The sequence below is a fragment of the Vibrio sp. OPT18 genome (assembly GCF_015163615.1).
GTDB lineage: Bacteria > Pseudomonadota > Gammaproteobacteria > Enterobacterales > Vibrionaceae > Vibrio > Vibrio coralliirubri.
Genome location: NZ_JADDYK010000046.1, coordinates 120,909 through 141,097, shown reverse-complemented (window position 1 = coordinate 141,097; position 20,189 = coordinate 120,909). Strand labels below are relative to the sequence as shown.

18 protein-coding genes are annotated in these 20,189 nt (G+C 44.2%); all 18 read right to left on the bottom strand.

The window, feature by feature from the left end:
- Nucleotides 1-3 precede the first annotated feature (3 nt).
- Complete coding sequence (gene phnD, locus IQQ51_RS10790) at nucleotides 4-1,044, bottom strand: phosphate/phosphite/phosphonate ABC transporter substrate-binding protein (RefSeq protein WP_017054845.1); 1,041 nt, start codon at nucleotides 1,042-1,044, stop codon at nucleotides 4-6.
- A 298-nt stretch (nucleotides 1,045-1,342) separates the two neighbouring features.
- A complete protein-coding gene (locus IQQ51_RS10785; RefSeq protein WP_193841052.1) occupies nucleotides 1,343-2,563 on the bottom strand; it encodes a glycerophosphodiester phosphodiesterase family protein in 1,221 nt (406 codons plus the stop codon).
- A gap of 257 nt (nucleotides 2,564-2,820) precedes the next feature.
- Nucleotides 2,821-4,173, bottom strand: coding sequence for a sigma-54-dependent transcriptional regulator (locus IQQ51_RS10780; protein WP_193841051.1), 1,353 nt, complete (start codon nucleotides 4,171-4,173; stop codon nucleotides 2,821-2,823).
- A complete protein-coding gene (locus tag IQQ51_RS10775) occupies nucleotides 4,170-6,143 on the bottom strand; it encodes an ATP-binding protein (RefSeq protein ID WP_193841050.1) in 1,974 nt (657 codons plus the stop codon). Before IQQ51_RS10775 ends, IQQ51_RS10780 begins: the two co-directional genes overlap by 4 nt.
- Before the next feature lie 423 nt (nucleotides 6,144-6,566).
- Nucleotides 6,567-7,553 carry an N-acetyl-D-Glu racemase DgcA gene (dgcA, locus tag IQQ51_RS10770; RefSeq protein WP_193841049.1) on the bottom strand — a complete coding sequence of 329 codons (987 nt, stop codon included), beginning with the start codon at nucleotides 7,551-7,553 and terminating at the stop codon, nucleotides 6,567-6,569.
- Nucleotides 7,554-7,610: 57 nt separating this feature from the next.
- Entirely contained in the window at nucleotides 7,611-8,618 is a 1,008-nt protein-coding gene (dgcN, locus tag IQQ51_RS10765; protein WP_193841048.1) for an N-acetyltransferase DgcN, read from the bottom strand.
- A 91-nt stretch (nucleotides 8,619-8,709) separates the two neighbouring features.
- Complete coding sequence (locus tag IQQ51_RS10760; RefSeq protein WP_193841047.1) at nucleotides 8,710-9,615, bottom strand: LysR family transcriptional regulator; 906 nt, start codon at nucleotides 9,613-9,615, stop codon at nucleotides 8,710-8,712.
- Between the two features lie 154 nt (nucleotides 9,616-9,769).
- Nucleotides 9,770-10,744, bottom strand: coding sequence for a TauD/TfdA family dioxygenase (locus IQQ51_RS10755; RefSeq protein ID WP_193841046.1), 975 nt, complete (start codon nucleotides 10,742-10,744; stop codon nucleotides 9,770-9,772).
- 10 nt (nucleotides 10,745-10,754) lie between these two features.
- On the bottom strand, nucleotides 10,755-11,717 hold the full coding sequence (locus IQQ51_RS10750) for an aldo/keto reductase (protein ID WP_193841045.1): 963 nt from the start codon (nucleotides 11,715-11,717) through the stop codon (nucleotides 10,755-10,757).
- Between the two features lie 130 nt (nucleotides 11,718-11,847).
- On the bottom strand, nucleotides 11,848-12,114 hold the full coding sequence (locus IQQ51_RS10745; protein WP_193841044.1) for a glucose PTS transporter subunit EIIB: 267 nt from the start codon (nucleotides 12,112-12,114) through the stop codon (nucleotides 11,848-11,850).
- Nucleotides 12,115-12,209: 95 nt separating this feature from the next.
- Nucleotides 12,210-13,259 (bottom strand): TRAP transporter substrate-binding protein DctP, encoded by a 1,050-nt coding sequence (gene dctP / locus IQQ51_RS10740; RefSeq protein WP_193841043.1) that lies wholly within the window; start codon nucleotides 13,257-13,259, stop codon nucleotides 12,210-12,212.
- Between the two features lie 103 nt (nucleotides 13,260-13,362).
- A complete protein-coding gene (locus tag IQQ51_RS10735; RefSeq protein ID WP_060981080.1) occupies nucleotides 13,363-14,652 on the bottom strand; it encodes a TRAP transporter large permease in 1,290 nt (429 codons plus the stop codon).
- A 10-nt stretch (nucleotides 14,653-14,662) separates the two neighbouring features.
- Nucleotides 14,663-15,274 (bottom strand): TRAP transporter small permease, encoded by a 612-nt coding sequence (locus tag IQQ51_RS10730; protein WP_193841042.1) that lies wholly within the window; start codon nucleotides 15,272-15,274, stop codon nucleotides 14,663-14,665.
- 158 nt (nucleotides 15,275-15,432) lie between these two features.
- Nucleotides 15,433-16,293, bottom strand: a complete 861-nt coding sequence (locus IQQ51_RS10725) for a class II fructose-bisphosphate aldolase (protein ID WP_060981078.1) — start codon at nucleotides 16,291-16,293, stop codon at nucleotides 15,433-15,435.
- 255 nt (nucleotides 16,294-16,548) lie between these two features.
- A complete protein-coding gene (locus IQQ51_RS10720) occupies nucleotides 16,549-17,799 on the bottom strand; it encodes an AGE family epimerase/isomerase (protein ID WP_193841041.1) in 1,251 nt (416 codons plus the stop codon).
- Nucleotides 17,800-17,894: 95 nt separating this feature from the next.
- Nucleotides 17,895-18,635, bottom strand: a complete 741-nt coding sequence (locus IQQ51_RS10715; RefSeq protein ID WP_193841040.1) for a sulfite exporter TauE/SafE family protein — start codon at nucleotides 18,633-18,635, stop codon at nucleotides 17,895-17,897.
- 57 nt (nucleotides 18,636-18,692) lie between these two features.
- The gene (locus IQQ51_RS10710; RefSeq protein WP_172378338.1) at nucleotides 18,693-19,751 is read right to left on the bottom strand and encodes an aldose epimerase family protein; all 1,059 of its coding nucleotides are present in this window, start codon (nucleotides 19,749-19,751) and stop codon (nucleotides 18,693-18,695) included.
- Between the two features lie 19 nt (nucleotides 19,752-19,770).
- A partial coding sequence (locus IQQ51_RS26945; RefSeq protein ID WP_228012805.1) for an NAD-binding protein occupies nucleotides 19,771-20,189 on the bottom strand: 419 nt, incomplete at its 5' end.

Genomic DNA, 20,189 nt, shown 5'->3' with positions numbered 1-20,189 from the left:
GAGTTAGCCGTTGTTTGCTTGTTTCGCTAGCTCAGCGGCTTTTTTCTTTGCGCGTTTAGCCGCATCTTTTTCAGCCAGTTTTTTCAGACCTGCTTTGGTATAAGCCGTACCTGTCGCATGGGCAATGTCACGAATCACGTCCCACTCTTCTTTGTAGCTGATTGGTGAGAAGCGGTCTGCACCTTTAAATGATGCACTCATCTCTGGAGTAAAGCGGTAGCTAAAGAAAGCTTCGTTGATCTTCTCAACAAGCTCTGGTTTTAGATTGTACGCGTAACCAAAAGCAGACGTTGGGAAGCGTGGGCTACGGTAGATGATCTTCAGTTCAGAATCGTCGACACGACCTGCAGCGACCATACGGTCGTAAACGTCTGATGCCACAGGTGCTGCATCATAGTCTCCATTGAAAACACCAAGAATAGATTGGTCATGCTTACCTGAGTAAAGCACTTTGTAATCCTCATCTGGCACTAGGCCTTTCGCTGGGAATAACGCACGAGGAGCTAGGTTGCCAGAATTGGAAGATGCAGAAGTGTGTGCAACCTTTTTGCCTTTCAGATCGGTCATTGTATTAATGCCACTGTCTTTACGCACAATGGTGATCAGGTTGTAGCCTTGGAAACCAGACTCATCGCCTTTTACTGCAATTGGAACATAACCCGCTAGGTTAACCGCGTAGCCTGTTGGACCGGTAGAGAAACCAGCAACGTGCAGTCGACCAGAACGCATCGCTTCTACTTGCGCAGAGTTCGAGTGAACTGTGTAGTAAATCACTCGCTTACCCGTAATTTTGCTTAGGTGAGCTTGGAAATCTGCAAACGCATCCTTATATAGCGCTGGGTCTTCTACTGGCGTGTAGGTAAACACAAGCGTGCTTGGGTCGTTCCACTCATCTGGATTCTTTGGTGAATCGGCGACCAAATCTTGGTTTTCATCACAGTATCGATCGTCTAACACACCACGACTAGAGCAGTCGCTTGCCATAGCCATTGAAGGAAGTAGTAATGAGCTAGCGATTAACAGTCCTTTAACACTGATTTTCATATTCAAACCTTACTTTTACTTATTGTTGAAAGTCACCTTCACTACTGCAGTCTTTGTGCCAGATTTTTATTTAAATAATTTCAACAACTTAAATGAAAAACCAAATTCAGAAATAAGTTTTGAGTCATTCATGTCCAACCTAGAAGTCGGCATTTGGGTCATTTATGTCCCACCAATTTCAGTGGTAAAAAAAGAGCCCGAAGGCTCTTTGGTTCACTGCTTTTTCTCTTATTATTCTTTGGCCAAGAGCCATCTGTACAAACACTATCATTAGCGATGTAACAGTGCTCTCAGAGTACTAAGCGTCGCTGTCCATGCAGTTAGCGTAGTAGGTTACCGTTGCAGGCCAGTCACTGAATACGCCCATGACACCCACATCTTGCGCCAGTACATCGAGCATTTTCATCATATCGCCATCATTGTTTATGCCATCTTTCACACTCTTGTAGTACCAACCGCCGCCTTGCGCGAGTGGGCCTGAACGCTCAAGTGTCCATGCGATAATCTCAAGATCTGCATCCTTAGCAAGCTTGGCGTAGTTAGACGCAACCAGTTCATTGTTCTCATCTAAATCAACCAGAGCAAACAGGGGCGGCGCGATGATGTTTACACCCGCATCGTGCAGCTCTTTCATGTTCTCAACAGAAGCGACAAAGTCCGCTTGCTCGTAAACACGGTCATCAAGATAAACGGCTTGTTTACCGAATTTTGGTGCTGCTTTGATCCAGTACTTCACATCATCTAGGTTGAACGATTGCAAGTAAGTCTCTGAAGGTGCAAAGCCCGCCTCTTTCAGTTCATCCACTAGCTTCTGTGCATACATCTCTTGGCTAAATCCATTGAAAGGCATATCTACCGCTGCTGATTTCAATTCAGGAGTGACCTTCACGCCGTGCTCTTTAAAGAGTGCTGCACTTTCTGCGTGTGTCATCAGTGTCCCACTTTGACTGTAAAGATCGGTTCTCCAACCCGGAGTCCCGTTCATGTACTCTTCAACCGTGGTGGCTTTTGGGTTCGCACCATCCATTTTACCTTTGAGCGTCTTAAACTCAGCCAGCGTGAAATCAGAAGTACGGCACTCAACCTGAGCATCTTCGCCTGTCGCTGGATTAGCTGGTGTAAACGGGGTTGAGCACTTCTTAGCAAGATCTGGGTGTGCTAATACATCGGTTGTGGTGTGCAGATCACTTTGCGAGTGTCGGCATACCAACGCCTTATCTTTGGTGAAGGTCACATCACATTCGACGACACCAGCGCCCATTTGAATCGCCGCCAAATAGGATTCCTTAGTGTGCTCAGGAAACTGCATAGCAGCTCCGCGATGCCCAATAGAAAAATCGCTACGATGAAAAGGTCCTTCGCTGCAACTCAACAGCTTTGTTTTCAAAGGGCTCTCATCCATATTGTTAACCAAAAAGAGGGGACGAGGTCCTAAGTTTGCTGGTTCTGCAGCGGCCCATGCCGTTATTGAACTCATACCGAGTATCAGAGCAATCGAACCTTTCAGTATTTGCTTCATGTTTGTATCTCCTTGCAACAAGCAATTATTTTTCTAATGTCCTTTGTTCGATCATTCAGTGTTGGATAACTATCATATGTTTTTGTCTCAACACCGAATAACCTCATGTGGACTGGCGCCACAATGTAGGGATTGCACGCTTTGTGCCAGATGTTAAAGCTCTTTTATTACAATCACTTGAAACAGTTAGCCATTCGACTAAAAACCAAATGGGTCATTGTTGTCTTGTGCTTTTACTAGGTGAATTAATGAACCAGCTAGACCTTGAAACTCTCTTTATCCAATTGGTGTTTCTTCATTTTTCGATAAAGGGTTTTACGCGGTAAATTCAGCTTACTTGATACCTCATTAATATTACCCGCGCTTTCTATTAGCGCTTCCGTCAGAACATTTCGTTCGTACTGCTCCATCTGCTTTTCAAAAGCGAAATCTTCTCCGGACGCTTCACAAATTGGCGATTGAAGATCAAAGCCATCACCGACGATACCCAACACAAATCGATCAGCGACATTACGCAGTTCACGCACATTGCCCGGCCATTCATGTCGGCATAGCTGCTGAATTTGTTCCGGGTAAATCGTCGAAGGACGTGTCTTGTATTTATGACTCGCTTGAATCACAAAATGGCGAAACAGCACCTGAATGTCTTCTTTTCTTTGACGCAATGCAGGAAGGTTTAAGCTCGCAATGTTAAGGCGATAGAACAGATCGGCTCTGAATTCTCCAGACTCACTCAAGCTCGCGAGATCAGCTTTACTAGCGGCTACCACGACGATGTCGACAGGTATCAACTCGTTACCACCAACACGCTCAATCATTCGCTCTTGAATCACGCGCAGCAATTTGATTTGTACCGCAATCGGCATGCTCTCAATTTCATCGAGAAACAGAGTGCCGCCATTGGCTTGTTCTATTTTGCCAATACGCTTCTTGTTCGCGCTAGTAAACGAACCCGCTTCATGGCCAAACAACTCACTCTCAATAATGCTTTCTGTCATGCCGCCACAGTTAATTGCGACAAATGGTTTAGTCTTACGACGACTGAATTGATGCAGAGCGCGAGCTATCACCTCTTTACCCGTTCCCGTTTCTCCATTGATAATGGTATCGACGCCTGTATGTGCTAAAGCGAGTACTTGCTTACGTATCGTATCCATCGCTTTTGATTGACCAATAACCACAGATTCTATCGGTAGCTCCTCTTGCTCATCGCCATCCAAGGTTGACGGGCAATTGTGCTGACACTGGGTAATCGCCAAATCAAGCTTCTCCACCAACTCACTCGAATTAAGCGGTTTTTCCAGAAAGTCGAAAGCACCAAGCTTCATAGCTTCGATCGCCATTGGGATATCGCCATGGCCACTCATCAATAAAACGGGCACATTCGGGGCACGGTGTTGGATTGAGCTCAACAGCGTTAAACCGTCCACTTTCGGCATGCGCACGTCACACAACACAACCGACTGACTGTTCGCTTTAAGCGACTTTAGGCCAAGGTTGGGATCAGTGAAGGTGGTGACACTAAACCCTTCTAGCTCTAACATTTCGCTCACGGCTTCGACGACATCTATTTCATCGTCGATAAGAACTATGTGTTTTTCTGAAATCATGAGCCTGTGCCTTTTGGTAGAGTGACGATAAAGGTGGTGCATTGGTGTTCAACCGATTCCACGTGAATCGAGCCGCCAAAGTCTTTTATTATGTTGTATGCGATAGACAAGCCGAGCCCTAGTCCTTTGCCTGTTGTTTTTCGGGTATAAAATGGATCAAACAGATAAGGAATGTCCTCTTCGGGTATCCCTAACCCGTTGTCTTTAACTGATATCTGAATGGTGTTCAGATGCTCTTGAGTGGAGATGCACAGCAGAGGCTGATCTCTATGTTCAACGGCATCCAACGCATTGCTGATCAAATTCACCAACACCTGTTCCAAACGAATACTGTTGGCTCGCACCATTTGATCGCTTTGTGGGGAGTACTGAATCAGCACCCTACTCTGCCGAGTTTCAAAGAGGTCGATCGCATCGCCAATCACCTTATCCACCTCGACGTTATCAATTTTGCCGTCACTCTTACGTGAGAAGGCTTTCAAGTGACGTGTAATCGCAGCCACTTTGTCTAATAAGATCTCGATCTTTTTCAGGTTCTCTTCTGCTCTTTCTGGCCTATTTTTACCGAGCCAAAGCTGAGCACTTCGAACGTGGCTATTCACAGCCGTCAGAGGTTGATTGATCTCGTGCGTGATCCCGACACTTAGTTGTCCCAATGCAGCTAGTTTTCCGGCTTGGATTAACTCATCTTGAGTCACTCGTAATTTAGCTTCGGCTAAGGTGCGCTCTTCAACCTCAGCCTCCAGCTTGCGATTGGTTTGCTTAACGATTTTGGCCGTGGTTTGGAACACCTTCAGGTACTTAGCCATTTGCGTCACTTCGTCTTTGCCACGAATGGATACTTCGGTATCTAAATGGCCGGTAGAAATCGCGAACATATTGTCTTTAAGCTGTAAAAGCCTCTCTAAAATACTCTTGCGTACATAGAACCATGAGATAGCCGCGGCAGCTAACACACTAAAAAGAGAGAGAAAAAGTGACAAACGTTGGTTCGATTGCAAAGAGTGTTGCGCTTGCTGAATCGACTGATCGATATTGCGGTTCACTTGGCTGGTGTTGCGTTCGATTTGCACCGTTAACTGATTCAAATGCTCACGGCTGTTTTGTAAGAAATACTGCTCTTGATAGAGATGGTCGAGCGCTTTGTTTTTCAGCCCATACAAGCTGCTATCACTTGAGGCTAGGTTGTAAATTACGGTGAGCTGATGATCCAACTCTGGAAAGGCACTTCTTAAATCGCCACTAATCCAAAGCTGCCACCACTCTTCTCCAACCTGCTCTAAGCGTAAACTGGTGTAATCCAGCTCATTAAAGCTCGAGTCGTTATAAAGTTTTTCTACCAAGCCTAATTGGTAGTACAGCAGAGATTTTAATTGCGTGAATTGAACCTGCTCTTTGGCTGACTCAGGCAAGCGATCGAGTGAATCACTGGCTTGCTGCAATAAGGGATAAAAGCCTTCAAGCAAATTACGAAGTTCTTGATTGAGTTGTTCTGACTCAATCTCACTTTGATACAACAAACTGAGGCTATTGTTAACTTGAGCAATAAGATCTTTAAAATAGGAGTGATAATCGGGGAATTGAACCATAACGCTATTCATGACTGAAATAGCATCTTCAGTTTTAAGCATCGCTTGTTTGCGCTCTAAATTGGATTCCGCATCACTGAGTTGCGATGATGTTGTGATAATGACTCGCACCATGTCGTTCAAGCGTGCGGCGTTATCTAAGGCAGGGATTTCACTCTCTTTTAGCTCAACAAGGCGTTGATTTAGGTTATCAAAAGTGAAACTGGAGACAACAGAGAGAAAGATGGTAGTCATCGATAGCATGGCTAACGCCAATACTAAACGCAGTTCAATGCCTTTCCAACCAAACCACTTACGACGCGGAATTTTGATCGAAAATGGACGTTCAAAACGGTCCTTGCTATCTATCACCTCTGAGACACGACTACTCACTCGCCCCACCTTATTCTCATCAAAAAACAACAGGAAAGGTCAATGATTCAATCAGTTAGGTGGTCAACCTGACTTAAAGCTACTTCAAATAGTTTTAGTGAAACTATGAAAACAAGAGTAATCATTAACATTTTACATAAGATATCATAACAATTATTTTATAAAGCTTGAGCTGTCTGTTTTGCGATAATAGAAAGTGACCGCACCGACAGAAACGTGATTACTTTATCAATACGCACGTAAATTATACGAATAGCACTCTCCATCAAGCAGTCAACCTACGATGATTTAATAAGTTAAGGTCTAGAGATCGAAAAAATCGCACAAGTTTTCACTCATACGATTTCATTCATGTCATGTCCATCGACTAACCGAGACTCAACGAACTTAAAGAACTTAAAGAACTTAAAGAACTTAAAGAACTTAAAGAACTTAAAGAATAATCATCCCATCTCGATAAGTCAGTGCTGGTGTTACATCTTGGCCAAGTAAGACTGGGCCATCGAGGTCGACGATTTCAGATTGAACTGCAACAGGCAGAGCTGCACGCATCGCCAACGATGTACCGAGCATACAACCCGACATCAGAGTAAATCCGAGCCTTTGCGCTTCTTCTGCAAGTACCAACGCTTCAGTCAGGCCACCCGTTTTATCGAGTTTGATGTTGACCATTTCATACTTACCCAACAGCGATGAGAGCTGTGAAGTGGTATGACAGCTTTCATCGGCACACAGTGGTATCGGGTGCTTGATGTGCGCCAGTGAGGCATCGTGCTGTTGGGGTAACGGCTGCTCGATCATCGCAATATCAAATTCTGCCAGTTGATTGAATAACTCTTCGAGATTCAATCCTGTCCACGCTTCATTGGCATCCAATACAATTTGAACATCTGTCGCAGCTTCTCGTACCGCGCGAACACGCTCTACCACTTGCTCGCCATCAAGCTTCACTTTCAGGAGTTTTGCCCCATTCGCGACATAGTCTCGAGCTTGAGTCGCCATCGCTTCTGGCGTGCCAATGGAAACTGTCATTGCAGTCACAATTTGAGCAGGCAACTCAAACAAGCTATTCGGAAACGTCTGATCATTCTGCTGCGCTTCAAAATCCCAAAGCGCACAATCGACTGCATTTCGCGCTGCCCCTCCGGTCAGTAAAGACTGAAGATGATCTCTTAGCTCTGCCGGATCGGTAACACCTCGTTCAAACATGGCTTCAAGTGCGCTAGATGCTTGTTGGATTTGCGCTAATACAGACTCCGATGACTCACCGTATCGTGGGTAAGGCGTGCATTCGCCCTGAGCTCGTTTGCCACCATGTTCAATGTAAACACGAACAACGTGACACTCAGTTCGACTGCCACGAGAGATGCGAAAAGGCGTTTGCATCGCGATAATAATGGGTTCTGCTGTAATCTTCATAATTTCACTCGGTTGATGTTCGCTTTAACAAATGGAAACGTAGAAATGATGAAGTCGTTAAAGTGAATGTCGCAAATGATCAGTAATGTGTTGTACACCAAAGCGCACTGGGTCCGTCACCGGCACTTGATAGAGTGTGGTCCATTCTTGGCACAATGTCTCAGCATCTTCAATGCTAATCGCCGAAGTGTTCAAGCAAATACCCACCAGCTTCGCGTCTGGATTAGTCAGTCGCACCGCTTGCAAGTTGGCTTCAATCGTCTGTTCTATGCTTGGTAGTTTAGCATGAGGAAGGTTACGAATATGTGGTCGCCCAACTTCATGACACAGCACCAAAGCATCAGCTTGTGCGCCATGTAAAAGACCCAAACTCACGCCTGCAAATGAGGGGTTGAACAAAGAGCCTTGCCCTTCAATGATGTCCCAATCGTGGTCGGTAAAATCAGGGCTAATCACTTCAACTGCGCCAGAAATAAAATCCGCAACCACAGCATCAATCGAAATACCGCTGCCTTCAATCAAGATACCCGTCTGCCCTGTCGCTTTGAACTGAGCGGATGTCCCTGACTCTTTAAACGACTTTTCGATAGCTAAAGCCGAAAACATTTTGCCAACTGAGCAATCTGTTCCGACCGTAAGCAGGCGCCTACCTTGACGAGGCTTACCGTTACCAACATTAAGAACACCATCAAAATGGCGTACATCATGAAGCTTAGTCAATCCTTGTTGCTGCATGTCAGCAAGCGGTGAAAATTCACTCAATCGTTGGTGCATGCCAGATGCAATCTCAAATCCCATTTCTGCAGCTACCATAATGGTTGACTGCCAGGATTCAGGAATAACGCCACCCGGATTTGCGGTGCCAATCACTAGGGTTTTAGCTCCCTGTGCTTGCGCCTCTTGCAAGGTCATGTCCGTTAACCCCAGTGAAACGGTATCGTCAGTTAAACGCAGTTGACCTAGGCAGATTTCTGGTCGCCATTGGTGAATGCCACGAGCTGTTTTTGCGGCGAGTGGGTCAGTAACATCCCCAAGAAAAAGAAGGTAAGGTTGAGCGATCGACATGAGTGTTCCTAATTAATAAGCCCTTGTATGGATTTACTTTAATTAAGAACTTCGAAGCTGCCGAATGCCTATTTATGGCGAGCCTATAACCTTAAGTTATAGGGTGAGTATGGTTCTTCAATGAAGTGATGAACTGCTTAACAGAAATAGACTGAGGAGTGTGCTCTGCGCAAAGCATCGAAACCGAAAATTGAATATCAGGTTGCAATGGCAACACACAAATCGACTCATCGTTTTGATAGTGCTCCGCAGTCCAAGGGTCGACAATCGCAAACCCCGCTTGATGCTTGACGAGCTCTGCCGCTGCGCTATAGCTACGAACTGTAATAGGATGATGATAACGGCCATCACGAGCAGAAAGATTCTGATGGAGAAGCAAGCCAATAGGGTCTCGGCTATCAAGTCCAATGATCGGTAAAGGGTGTTCGATAAGCTCTTCGAGGGTCGGCGCTTCAGATAACGATTCAGCCATGCCTGCCGGAATTAACACTCTAAGAGATTGAACCAACAACACTTCACTTAATATCGCGGGCGGCGTTTCATCGCCAAAAGCGATCGCAATATCAAGTTCATGCTTGAGTAAACCTTCACACAACTCATCTCGGTTTGCGGTCAGCAACTCAAACGAAAGCCTTTGTTTGCCGGACTGTTGATCCCGTGACATCAGGGCTACTACCGGAGTCAGCAATTTGGTGGCAAGGATAGGAGGCGCACCAATACGTAAGTGCTGTTGCCCTTGTTTAACTTTATTGGTCAGAGAGCGAAATTGCCCCAATTGCTGATACACCTTCTCGGCTTCTGGCAGTAGCGCTTTGGCTTCAATGGTAGGGACTAAACGCCCTTTCACCCGTTCGAATAATCCAAACCCAAGCTGCTGCTCAGTATGAGCTAGAATGCGAGTAACGTTGGGCTGAGAAACATGCAAATTACGTGCAGCACCAGATACCGTGCCTGTCTGCATAATGGCGTAAAAGACTTCCAGTTGTCTTAGGTTCAAATCAGTATCCTTTGGATTCACAAGCTAGATTAAGCAGCTAGAGATACTAGCATATAGCAAGTATGCATCCAGATAGAATGACACCAAAGACAAAAAATCGCATAGGCCCCCACCCATGCGATTTTTATTTAAAATCCTCTCAGTAAAGTAAGGGTTATTTCCCCAAAACAACCATCACTTTACGTTTTTTATCTCCAGAGAAAGGACGACGACCATGCATAGCAAGGTTATTGTCAACTAGCGCTACATCGCCAGCCTGCCAGTTAAGGTCGAATGACAACTCTTCGGAGATCTTAGAAATCGTCTCTAAAAATGACTTAGGAATTTCAGAATTATCTCCAAAGCACAGTGCTTTTACAGGGTTTTCTTTAACGCCTTCCCAACCCTCAAATGCAGCGATAATTTGGTTGAAGAACACTTTACGACCGTCAGCGACCGTTTTGATCCCAGCTAAAGCCCCAGTTTGAGCCAGCAAATCGCCATTGTCTTGCCATGTCCACGTGTAACCTAGCTCTTTCAATTTAGCTTCAGCTTGTTGCTCGTTTTCCACGCTTAGGGTACTTAGCCAACTACGGCCTTGTGCTGACTCAGCACTGTCACCACCCGGCATAGTCGTTGTGTACTTAATTCCAACTTCTTCTAGCTTATTTGTTAGTTCAGGCTCAACTTTGATTAGCTCGTTGTAGATCATATCTGAACGACATAATACGGTTGCTCCGCCCTGTTCTGCAGGACTCTCACAAAATAATGAAATACGGTTTGGATAAATAGGTGTTTGTGCCATTTCGTTGTGCAAGTTAATCGCAACTTCTTTAGGTCCTTCATTGGCTGTGAAGACTAGCTCTGTAAAGTTGATACGCACTGCATTCGACAATGACTCTTTATATGTAAAGTTCTCGTAACCGAACGATGCAAAAAATGCATCATAGCTTTCAGCATCAACAACAGGGAAACCACGAAATAGAATAGCCCCTGTGCACAGTAGCTCTGCTTCCAAGTGCGCACGGTGCTCTTCAATCCATGCTTTCGCTTCTGCTAGTGTTGTCACTGAGCCATCGTTTTCAATGGTCGTTGGAAAATTGCTTACTTCAAACTCTAGTGTTTCTGTGATTTTATTTAATACACCCATGATTAGTCCCTTAATCGTAAATTGGTGAAAAGTGGTTGAACGCAGCTTCGCAGAAATCGCCAGGATCATTGAATCGGCGGTTAATGTTCAAAGCTGAAATTGACTCCATTTCGCGCTCTGTTAGCTCGAAATCGAAAATAGAAAGATTCTCTTTCAAACGCTCCACTTTTGAGCTTTTAGGTATGATGGTGCAACCACGCTGCACTCCCCAACGCAACGCAACCTGAGCGGGTGTTTTTCCATGCTCTTTCGCCGCATTTACTACAACTTCTTGCTCTAAAACAGATTCCAGTTTGTCTGCCATATTGAGCTCTAGGTACGATAAAGCGCCAAGTGGAGAGAAGGTTGTTACCGAGATACCATAGCCTTTCGCAAGCTTGATCAAACGCTCTTGCGTTAAGTATGGGTGAGACTCAATTTGTAATTCACTAGGCTTAATCTTTGCGTAAGCCATTAAGTCATTAAGCAAACCTGAATTGTAGTTACATACGCCAATATTCTTTACTAGCCCGGCTTCAGCCAGTTCTTCCATTGCTTGCCAAGTTTCGAACAAAGGCACTGGTTCAATCATCATCTTCGGCTCATCCGCTTGAGGATCAAAGATCCACTCTGGCGGGTAACGAGTTTCAAATGGAACATAGGGCTGTGCGATTGGAAAATGCACAAGATAAGAATCTAAGTAATCCACTCCAAGATCTTGAAGTGTGCGATCTAAAGCTGGACGCACGTGTTCTTTCTTATGGTAGGTATTCCAAAGTTTTGACGTTATCCAAAGATCCTCACGCTTCACTATGCCATCTTCAATCGCACGCTTAATACCCTGGCCCACTTCTTTCTCGTTACCATAGTCACATGCGCTATCAAGTAATCGATAACCAATTTTAATCGCGTTATAAACCGTTTCGGCACATTGATCTTTTTCAATCTTCCACAACCCTAAACCTACTTTAGGGATTCCGTAGTTGTCGCTCATTGTTCTTCCTTTTTACTTATGACGCTCTATTTTTATTTTTGAGCTTATTTTAGTTATGACTTTACTTTCAGGCTTAAGCATTAAACTACCGCCTGTCTATTTATTTAATTTTTAATAACTAGTTAATGTATTACTGCCCTGATATTTTTCTTATTTCATCGGCAATAACATGAACATTCAAAAATACAACTTGAATATGATTATCTGGTAGTCGGATAAAACCGAGAGCACCTTGTCGTCGCAATAAGCTATCATTAACTGTTTCAATATCTTTCACTTGTATACGTAATCGAGTAGCACAATTATCAATATGCCCTTCGACGATATTATCGACACCACCAAGACCTGAAATTATCTTATTTGCTTTGGCTGTCAGGTTACCTTTATCTCTGATCATATTAATCTCACAGTTAAAACGACATGATTTAAGAGCAATACTTCACATAGAAGCCAAGTATCGCTCTATAAGATATTTATTAAATTAAACTGGGGTTACTTTATCGAAACTTCATAAGAAGCATTGATCTGAGCTTCACAGGTCTGGATTTCAGATTGGAAACGTTCTAGCCACTGTTTGCCTTCAGCATCTGCATTGTTTGCCCAGTTATCAACAACCGGTTGAGTCGCATCTTTGAACGCCTGTTTTTCCGCAGCGGTTGGGTTGTAGATCTCGCCGTCCGCTTTCTTGAACTCTTCGTAAGACTTGTATTCATTATGTTTAGGGTAAGACATCAGATATTGCTGCTGTGCTTGGATACCATCAAGTACAACTTTCTTTAATTCAGGAGAAAGTGATTTAAACTTCATATCTGACATTAGCCATGCACCGCCCATGTAAGCGTGGCCGTCTAATGTTAAGTAATCTAGGCTTTCATGGAATCGACTTTGAATAATATCAACAATACCGTTCTTAGTACCTTCTACAACACCCGTAGATAGTGCTGTGTATACCTCTGGCCATGCGATTGGTGTTGGTGAGCCGTCAAGCTGCTTAACCAAATCTTGCTGTACTTTTGCAGGAACCGTACGAATCTTCATGCCTTTTACATCTTCAGGGGTTTTGATTGGCTTCTTCGTTGTCGCAAAGTTACGCCAGCCACCAGAGTTCGCAACCATCATTAGGCGTACGTTTGGAGCCTTTTTAAGAACGTTACCGCGAACGTCAGAGATGAACTTATCATTACCGTAAACACACTCAGCCACGCGGTCATTCGGTAGTAGGTATGGAAGGTCAAATGATTCAGCCGGTTTCCAGTAATAAGCAATCTCAGAAACTGTCGTCGGGAAGTAGTCAAACATGCCAGCTTGGACGCCCGCAATACACTCTTTACCTGAACCACATAATTGACCTGACCCGTAAATTTTCACTTTAATTTCACCATTTGAACGTGTCTCTAGGTGATTTTTAAGTACCAATAATGATTGGTGGTTATAGCTTTCAGGTGAAGTTAGATGAACCACATTAAATTCAGTTGCTGAATATGCTGCACCTGATGTTAATAATGCAGCGGCAGTTGCTAAGTTGATTATTGTTTTTTTCATAATATTTACCAGTGTAGGGTTTATTTACAGCATAAGTAAGTGCTGCATTTCTATCGTTATTGGTTAGTAATGTTATTAAAAATATTTAATCTATTATCGGTTATCACATAATCCCAAATAATTGAGGGAGACCTATTACTAATTGAGGGAAGCATGAGATAACAAAAATAAGAGCCATCTCTACAACTAGGAATGGAATTATCTTCTTTGAGATTTCAGAAACAGATACTTTTGAAACGCCAGATGCGACAAACAGAACCAAGCCCATTGGTGGTGTCGCTAAACCGATTGATAGGTTTGCACACATCACAACACCAAAGTGAACTGGATCGATACCTGCACTGATCATGATTGGTGCAAATATCGGAGCGAAAATTAGAATTGCAGGGCCCGCATCTAAGAACATACCGATAGCGAACAATAGAACGTTAATAATTGCGAAGAGTAAGTACGGATTGTCCGTAATACCGTTCATAAAATCTGCAACCATGTTCGATACACCAGACAAGCTGATGAGTGAAGCAAAGCCACTCGCGGCCGCAACAATAATTAAGATAGACGCTGCGTTTACCGCGACTTTGGCAAACAGTGCATATGTTGCTTTTACATTGGTTACTCGAATGATAAACAAAGACACACAGATAGCATAAGCCACTGCAACTGCTGCCGCTTCTGTTGGGGTGAATATGCCTCCATAAATACCGCCTAAAATAATAACCGGTGTCATCAATGGAAGAATCGCGAGTTTGAACGCTTGGTGACGCTCCATTGCCGGTGCACGCTCCATTGGCTGTACCGCCGGGTACTTGCGAATCTGGTAACGATTCATCAGCATCAAACCAATACAGAAAATGATGCCTGGAGTCACACCCGCTAGGAACATCGCAGCAACCGATGTGTTCATCACAAACGCGTAGATAAGCATGATGCCAGAAGGCGGAATGATATTGCCTAACACAGTTGCTGCCGCAGTCAGTGCTGCTGAATAGCCGGTGTCGTAGTTATATTTTTTCATTTCTGGAATTAGCATTCCGCCAATCGCAGAAGTTGCCGCTACCGCAGAACCAGTTAGCGCCCCGAAAATAGTTGCAGCAAGAATCACCACGTGCCCTAAGCCGCCACGAAGGTGCTGAACCATGGTTTGAGCAAAAGCAATTATACGTGGTGTGATGCCACCGGCCGTCATGCATTCGCCAGCTAACATAAAAAACGGCAGAGCTAAAAGTAAAAAGCTGTCTAGCCCCGAATACAAACGCTGATAGAGCATGTTAGCAAACAGCATTTGATCATTTTGAAACAGTGTGATGATTGGTGACAGTCCCAGAGTGAACAGAACAGGGACACCTACAATCAATAACGCAAGAAAATATACTAAGAAAATTGGGGAAACCATGTCCTACTCCTTATGACGCAGATTTCAATTCAAACTGTTCTTCTTGATCAGCTGAATCATCTTCGGTTTGACAAGATTCCAGCATCTCTGCGGTTCTACTTGTCTGAGATACATCTTCAAAGTCACCCAGGATGGCACGCACGCACGCAACACTTTTTTGCAGCGCGTACAACATAGTCACAACCATCATGACCGGTGGTGCGATGTACACGAAGTACATTTGGATAGGCAAACTGTCTGCCATTACCGAACCTGTATTGAAGAACGTCCAACCGAATTTAATCCAAACGGAGAACACAAGAATCGCTGCGATATGACCTAAAAGAGATAACAGAGCGAAGAAACGAGGGGACTTCTTCTCGACAATTTCAGTCACAAAAGTCATAGCAATATTTTTATCGGTTAGGTACACAAATGGCAGGCACAGATAAGTCATATAGATCATCAGGAATCGAGAAGATTCATCCGTCCAACTTAATGGAACATTGAATACATAACGGAACAGCACTTGCGCTACTACGATCACAGTCATCAAAAGCAGTAAGATACCGGCCGTATGACGGAGCAACTTAGCGAGAGGAGTTGTTATCGTATTCAATGCTTTTTCAATGGCTCTTAACATAGAATCACCATAATAATTATTATTGGTCTAGTTATAAAACGACACACGGTTTATTGGGTGTGTATTGATAACTCAGTTAATTATTTAGAACCGTGATATTTTTCACACAGATAAATAATGTGTCGTTTTTGTAGGGTTGATGTCACATAAGTGACAATCTATGCCTTGCCGTTTGAACCAAACAGACGGATTTTGTGTTGTACAACTTCTTTCATTGAAGAGATACCCGTGTTCATAACGTCAGCAAGAATGTAGTCCTTTTCATTGTCTTTCCAATGTGCTTGAACACCGTGGATAAAGCCTTGGCGTAATTCAGTATCGACATTTATTTTTGCTACGCCACGTTTAACTGCTTCCATTACTTGGTCATCAGGTACGCCTGAACCACCGTGCAATACAATTGGTTTTTTGACGGCTTCTTTAATTTCTGACAAACGATCAAACTTAAGCTCTGGTGTTGTTTTATATACACCGTGAGCAGTACCAATAGAGACAGCTAAGTAATCAACACCTGTACGCTCAGAGAAATCTAATGCTTCCTCGACCGTAGTGATCATCGCATCTTTCTCATCAACGGTGATGTCATCTTCTGTCCCACCAATCTTACCTATCTCACCTTCAGCCCCAAGGCCCAAGGCATTAGCAACATCAACAACCGCTTTGGTGATTCGGATATTCTCTTCGAATGGAAGCGCTGAACCATCAAACATCAGCGATTGGAAGTCACGTGTCGCCGCTTCCATACACTGTTCAAATTTACGGCTGTGATCTAAATGGATACAGATTGGAACAGAAATTTGATGATGTTGAATCAGTGAATCTACTGCATCACGCAATGGCTTCATGCCCATTTCATTAATTGCTTTTTGCCCAATCTGAATCATGATTGGCGACTGTTCTTCTTGAGCTGCCAACAATACTGCTTTAATCGTTTCTAAGTTATGAGCTGTGAATGCACCGATAGCGTAGCCATTGTTCCACGCTTCTTTGATCATTGTTTTTCCAGACACGTAAGGCATTAGGTTGTTCCTTTTTTGTTCATTTGTTTGTTCGTTGTTGTAGTTAAATTATCAGCCGCCAGCTTTCATTTCTGTTAGTTATGTATCATTTTTCAACACAAGCGGACAGAAATGAACAAAATGAGTCCTAAGCCACATATTAAATGATCAAGTAAAATGAAAATGAACGAATAGTCTTTGAGCAAAAAAAAGGTGACAGCCAAAAGCCATCACCTTCTAAAAGTTTTCTAGTTAGCCTAAACGCTAGACCTTTCTCTAGTTAACACCATGGTCAAGTAAGCCTGCAGCGAGAGCCGGTGCTAAGCCAGGTGTTAATGGAAGCCTAGGGATCACTAAGCAGTGCATTAAATGATAAATATCTTGCTTACCATCCCACACCTTGCTGGTCCCGGCTTGGTTGTTTGTGTCCAGTTCTTGCCACCATGAGCATCCCTCGTAATCAATCAGGTATGTACGGCAGTAATCCCACCAAGTTTGGTAAAAATCTTCGTATTTTTTGTCACCCGTCACTGTATACAGCGCATAAGCTGTACCGATTGCTTCGACTGGTGCCCATCGAATGCGCTCACGGACCACTGGCTTTCCGTCCCAGTCAACGGAATAAACAAAACCTGGTGCACCATCGACAGACCATGCATCACGGACGGTTGCATCGAATAAGCCAATCGCATCCTCAAGTAGCCAGTCCGGCGTGTTAGCACCAATCTCTAATAAAGTCGCACGAAGGTGGCAGATTAAACGTCCCCACTCGATCCAGTGGCCCGGCGTGCCACCGTAAGCTCGGAAATGGCTCGCAGGGGTTTCTTTATTGTAATCTGGCAGTGGGTTCCACTCTGAATCGAAGTGTTCATTTACGCGGTAATGAAGACCTTTTGCCGTTTTATTGATCATGAATTCAGTAATATTAAGCGCACGGTCTAACCACTTTTTGTCTTTCGTTACATCGTAAACAATCAGGAATGCTTCAACCGAGTGCATTGCAGCATTACCCCCGCGGTAGTCTTCAGTATCTGAGAACGTTTCATCCCAAGACTCAAAACACATCTGCTTTTCTTCGCTCCAAAAGTGATTTTCGTACACATTAATCGCTTCATCTAGTAACGCTTGTGCACGAGGGTGACCTGTTGTCGCAGCACTCGCAGCAGCTAACAGTACGAATGCGTGTTGATACCCTTGCTTAGACGCATCAACTATCCCTTCCCCTTCATTATCTATGGTCGCGTACCAGCCGCCGTGCTTGTTATCTTTTAAAGGGCCTTCTAAGGCAGCAATACCATGCTCAACAAGGTCATAGGCACCAGGTCTCCCCATCAAAGCAGCTAACGAATAACAGTGCAGCATTCGCGCGGTAATCCAAAGGCGGGTTCCCATCTCATCGCGGATATTACCGTTATTGCCTACCCAACCAAATCCGTTAGGTACGACAGATTTTCTTCCAAATTCAAAAATACGATCTGTTTCAGTTTCCAACCAAGAGTTATGAGATTTGGTATTGATCCATTTCATACTATCTTTCCTCGTTATTATTTTTCATTGCTGCTGAAACTATCAGGCAGCGGATTTGAATTCTGTTAGCTAAGTTCTACTTATTACAAAACCAATCAAAATTGGACATTCTTGCTCACCAGCACACAACCAATGACCAGAAGCAGTCCATGTACGATGTGGTGATAGTTAATTTTGTATTTCTGTAAGAAGTGGTATCCGACCATGCCACTTGTCATTCCGACTAAAAATGCTGGCATTGCCGATCCAACGAGACTGCTGACCTCTGATGTAATAAGCCCTTCAGTCCAAAAACTGGCTATCGCACCTATCATCTGTAGCATGAAGAAGAACACTAGTGTCGATTTAGCCTGATCTGCAGTCCAAGGCTGCATTGAGGTATACGTAATAACCGGGGGCCCCGCTTCACCAACGCTTGCCCCAAGCACGCCAGAAGCAAACCCTGTTCCCATAGTGACAGGCACTGAAGTTTTGGAGAACGCAGGTTTCGTGCTACGCATGGAGTGAATACTCGATAAAATCAGCACAATACCCATCGTTATTAAAATGTATTGAGATGGCAGGCTAGCCAGCAACTTAGCACCCACAAATGACGCAGGTAACGAACCCGCTACGAGAATCAGACCAGCTTTATACTGAATCGAGTGACGCATTTTCCACACAATAGGGAATGTTACTAACCAACCGAAAATTCCCGCGATCGGCACCGCCATCTTTGCGTCGACAACGAGCGAGAGTAACGGCACAGAAACAAGAGCAAGACCAAACCCGGTCAAGCCTTGCGTAAAGCCCCCTAATGCGATGATCAGGGAGACTAATATGACAGTCATATCCATAGTAGCGTCCTAATGAAGGGCGATGGTTCACCCTAATATGGTTATTGAAAGGAGGTATTACTTCACTGAGAAGCGATGGAGTGTTTTCTCTTCAAACACATCACCAGGGTTTAGCCGAACACTTGGAAAGTGAGGTTGATTTGGGCTATCTGGGAAATGTTGTGTTTCTAAACACATCCCTTCAAATGATTGATATTGATGACCATTTCGACCTAGCCAAGTATTATTAGATAACTTCGAAGCGTTGTAGAACTGAACCGCAGGTTGCGTAGTTAACACTGTCATTACTCGGCCGCTTTTTGGGTCGTAAAGCTCCGCAGCATAATGGTACTCACCTTCATTATTAGACTGGTCGAGAATAAAGTTATGGTCATAGGCTCCATCGAGCACTTTCTTTTTGTTGTCACCGATGACCATCGAAGACGTAAAATCTAAACCCGTATCTTTAACACTCAGCACTTCCCCTGTCGGGATCATATCTTCAGTTACCGGTGTATAAAATTGAGAGAATAACGTGAGGTGATGGTTATCGACTGAGCCCGAATCGTGACCACCAAGATTGTAGTAACCATGATTGACTAGGTTGACTACCGTAGGCTTGTCAGTGGTTGCTTTGAAGTTATAGTGAATTTGATTCAATTCATCTAAACCAATGGTATGCGTGACATCCATAGTGCCACCATAACCAGCTTCACCATCCGGTGAGGTTCGGCTTAGATGTATATAAACCGCTTCGGGTTGCTGTTCGACTGCATAATTCCATACATATTTGTCGAACCCCCGGATGCCACCATGCAGGTGTGTACGCGACTGCTCATTGGTATCAAGTTGGAAGACCTCACCATCAAGCTCGTAACGCCCGTCTTTAATACGATTGGCAAAACGCCCCGCCACCGCACCAAAAAAAGGATGCCCGGCAAGGTATTTATCTAGGGTTTCATAACCCAATACCACGTCAGCCTTATTGCCTTCTCTATCCGGTGTTTCTATCGATGTAACAATACAACCGAAATTAGTCAGCTGTACCTTCATACCTTGACTGTTTTCTAGGGTAAATAGCTTAACGGGCATCGCTTGACCATCTACTTGCCCCCAGTTTTCGACATCTAGTTTCACGTTATTGTCTCTATTCTAATTATTGTTTTATTTTTGCTTCTAAACCTGACGTAACACGAAGTTGTTCAAAGACAGATGTCCAGTCTTGACGACCACGCCCTGCAGCTCGAGCAATACTGTAAAGCTCACGAGATGCAGCACCACACGGCATTGGTACATTCACTTGGTTAGCTAAGTCCAAAGCGATACCCAGATCTTTATGTGCTAAATCCACCATGAATGCCGGAGTCAAATCGCCCGCTAGCACTTTACCCGGCCAGGTTGTCGTAAAGTGTCCTTTGCCAGCCGGTGTACCACTCATTACTTGCAATGCCGTTTCGAATTCAAGACCAATTGCTTCAGATAAAGTAGCGGCTTCTGCCGACAACGCATTAAGCGCGATACTCATGTAATTATTGATAATTTTTACGCGAATACCTTTACCCGCACCGCCACAAT

Excerpts from the sequence above, each read along its gene's own strand:
- phnD (WP_017054845.1), bottom strand. The coding sequence starts at position 1,044 with ATGAAAATCAGTGTTAAAGGACTGTTAATCGCTAGCTCATTACTACTT.
- IQQ51_RS10785 (WP_193841052.1), bottom strand. The coding sequence starts at position 2,563 with ATGAAGCAAATACTGAAAGGTTCGATTGCTCTGATACTCGGTATGAGT.
- IQQ51_RS10780 (WP_193841051.1), bottom strand. The coding sequence starts at position 4,173 with ATGATTTCAGAAAAACACATAGTTCTTATCGACGATGAAATAGATGTC.
- dgcA (WP_193841049.1), bottom strand. The coding sequence starts at position 7,553 with ATGAAGATTACAGCAGAACCCATTATTATCGCGATGCAAACGCCTTTT.
- dgcN (WP_193841048.1), bottom strand. The coding sequence starts at position 8,618 with ATGTCGATCGCTCAACCTTACCTTCTTTTTCTTGGGGATGTTACTGAC.
- IQQ51_RS10755 (WP_193841046.1), bottom strand. The coding sequence starts at position 10,744 with ATGGGTGTATTAAATAAAATCACAGAAACACTAGAGTTTGAAGTAAGC.
- IQQ51_RS10750 (WP_193841045.1), bottom strand. The coding sequence starts at position 11,717 with ATGAGCGACAACTACGGAATCCCTAAAGTAGGTTTAGGGTTGTGGAAG.
- IQQ51_RS10745 (WP_193841044.1), bottom strand. The coding sequence starts at position 12,114 with ATGATCAGAGATAAAGGTAACCTGACAGCCAAAGCAAATAAGATAATT.
- dctP (WP_193841043.1), bottom strand. The coding sequence starts at position 13,259 with ATGAAAAAAACAATAATCAACTTAGCAACTGCCGCTGCATTATTAACA.
- IQQ51_RS10735 (WP_060981080.1), bottom strand. The coding sequence starts at position 14,652 with ATGGTTTCCCCAATTTTCTTAGTATATTTTCTTGCGTTATTGATTGTA.
- IQQ51_RS10730 (WP_193841042.1), bottom strand. The coding sequence starts at position 15,274 with ATGTTAAGAGCCATTGAAAAAGCATTGAATACGATAACAACTCCTCTC.
- IQQ51_RS10725 (WP_060981078.1), bottom strand. The coding sequence starts at position 16,293 with ATGCCTTACGTGTCTGGAAAAACAATGATCAAAGAAGCGTGGAACAAT.
- IQQ51_RS10720 (WP_193841041.1), bottom strand. The coding sequence starts at position 17,799 with ATGAAATGGATCAATACCAAATCTCATAACTCTTGGTTGGAAACTGAA.
- IQQ51_RS10715 (WP_193841040.1), bottom strand. The coding sequence starts at position 18,635 with ATGGATATGACTGTCATATTAGTCTCCCTGATCATCGCATTAGGGGGC.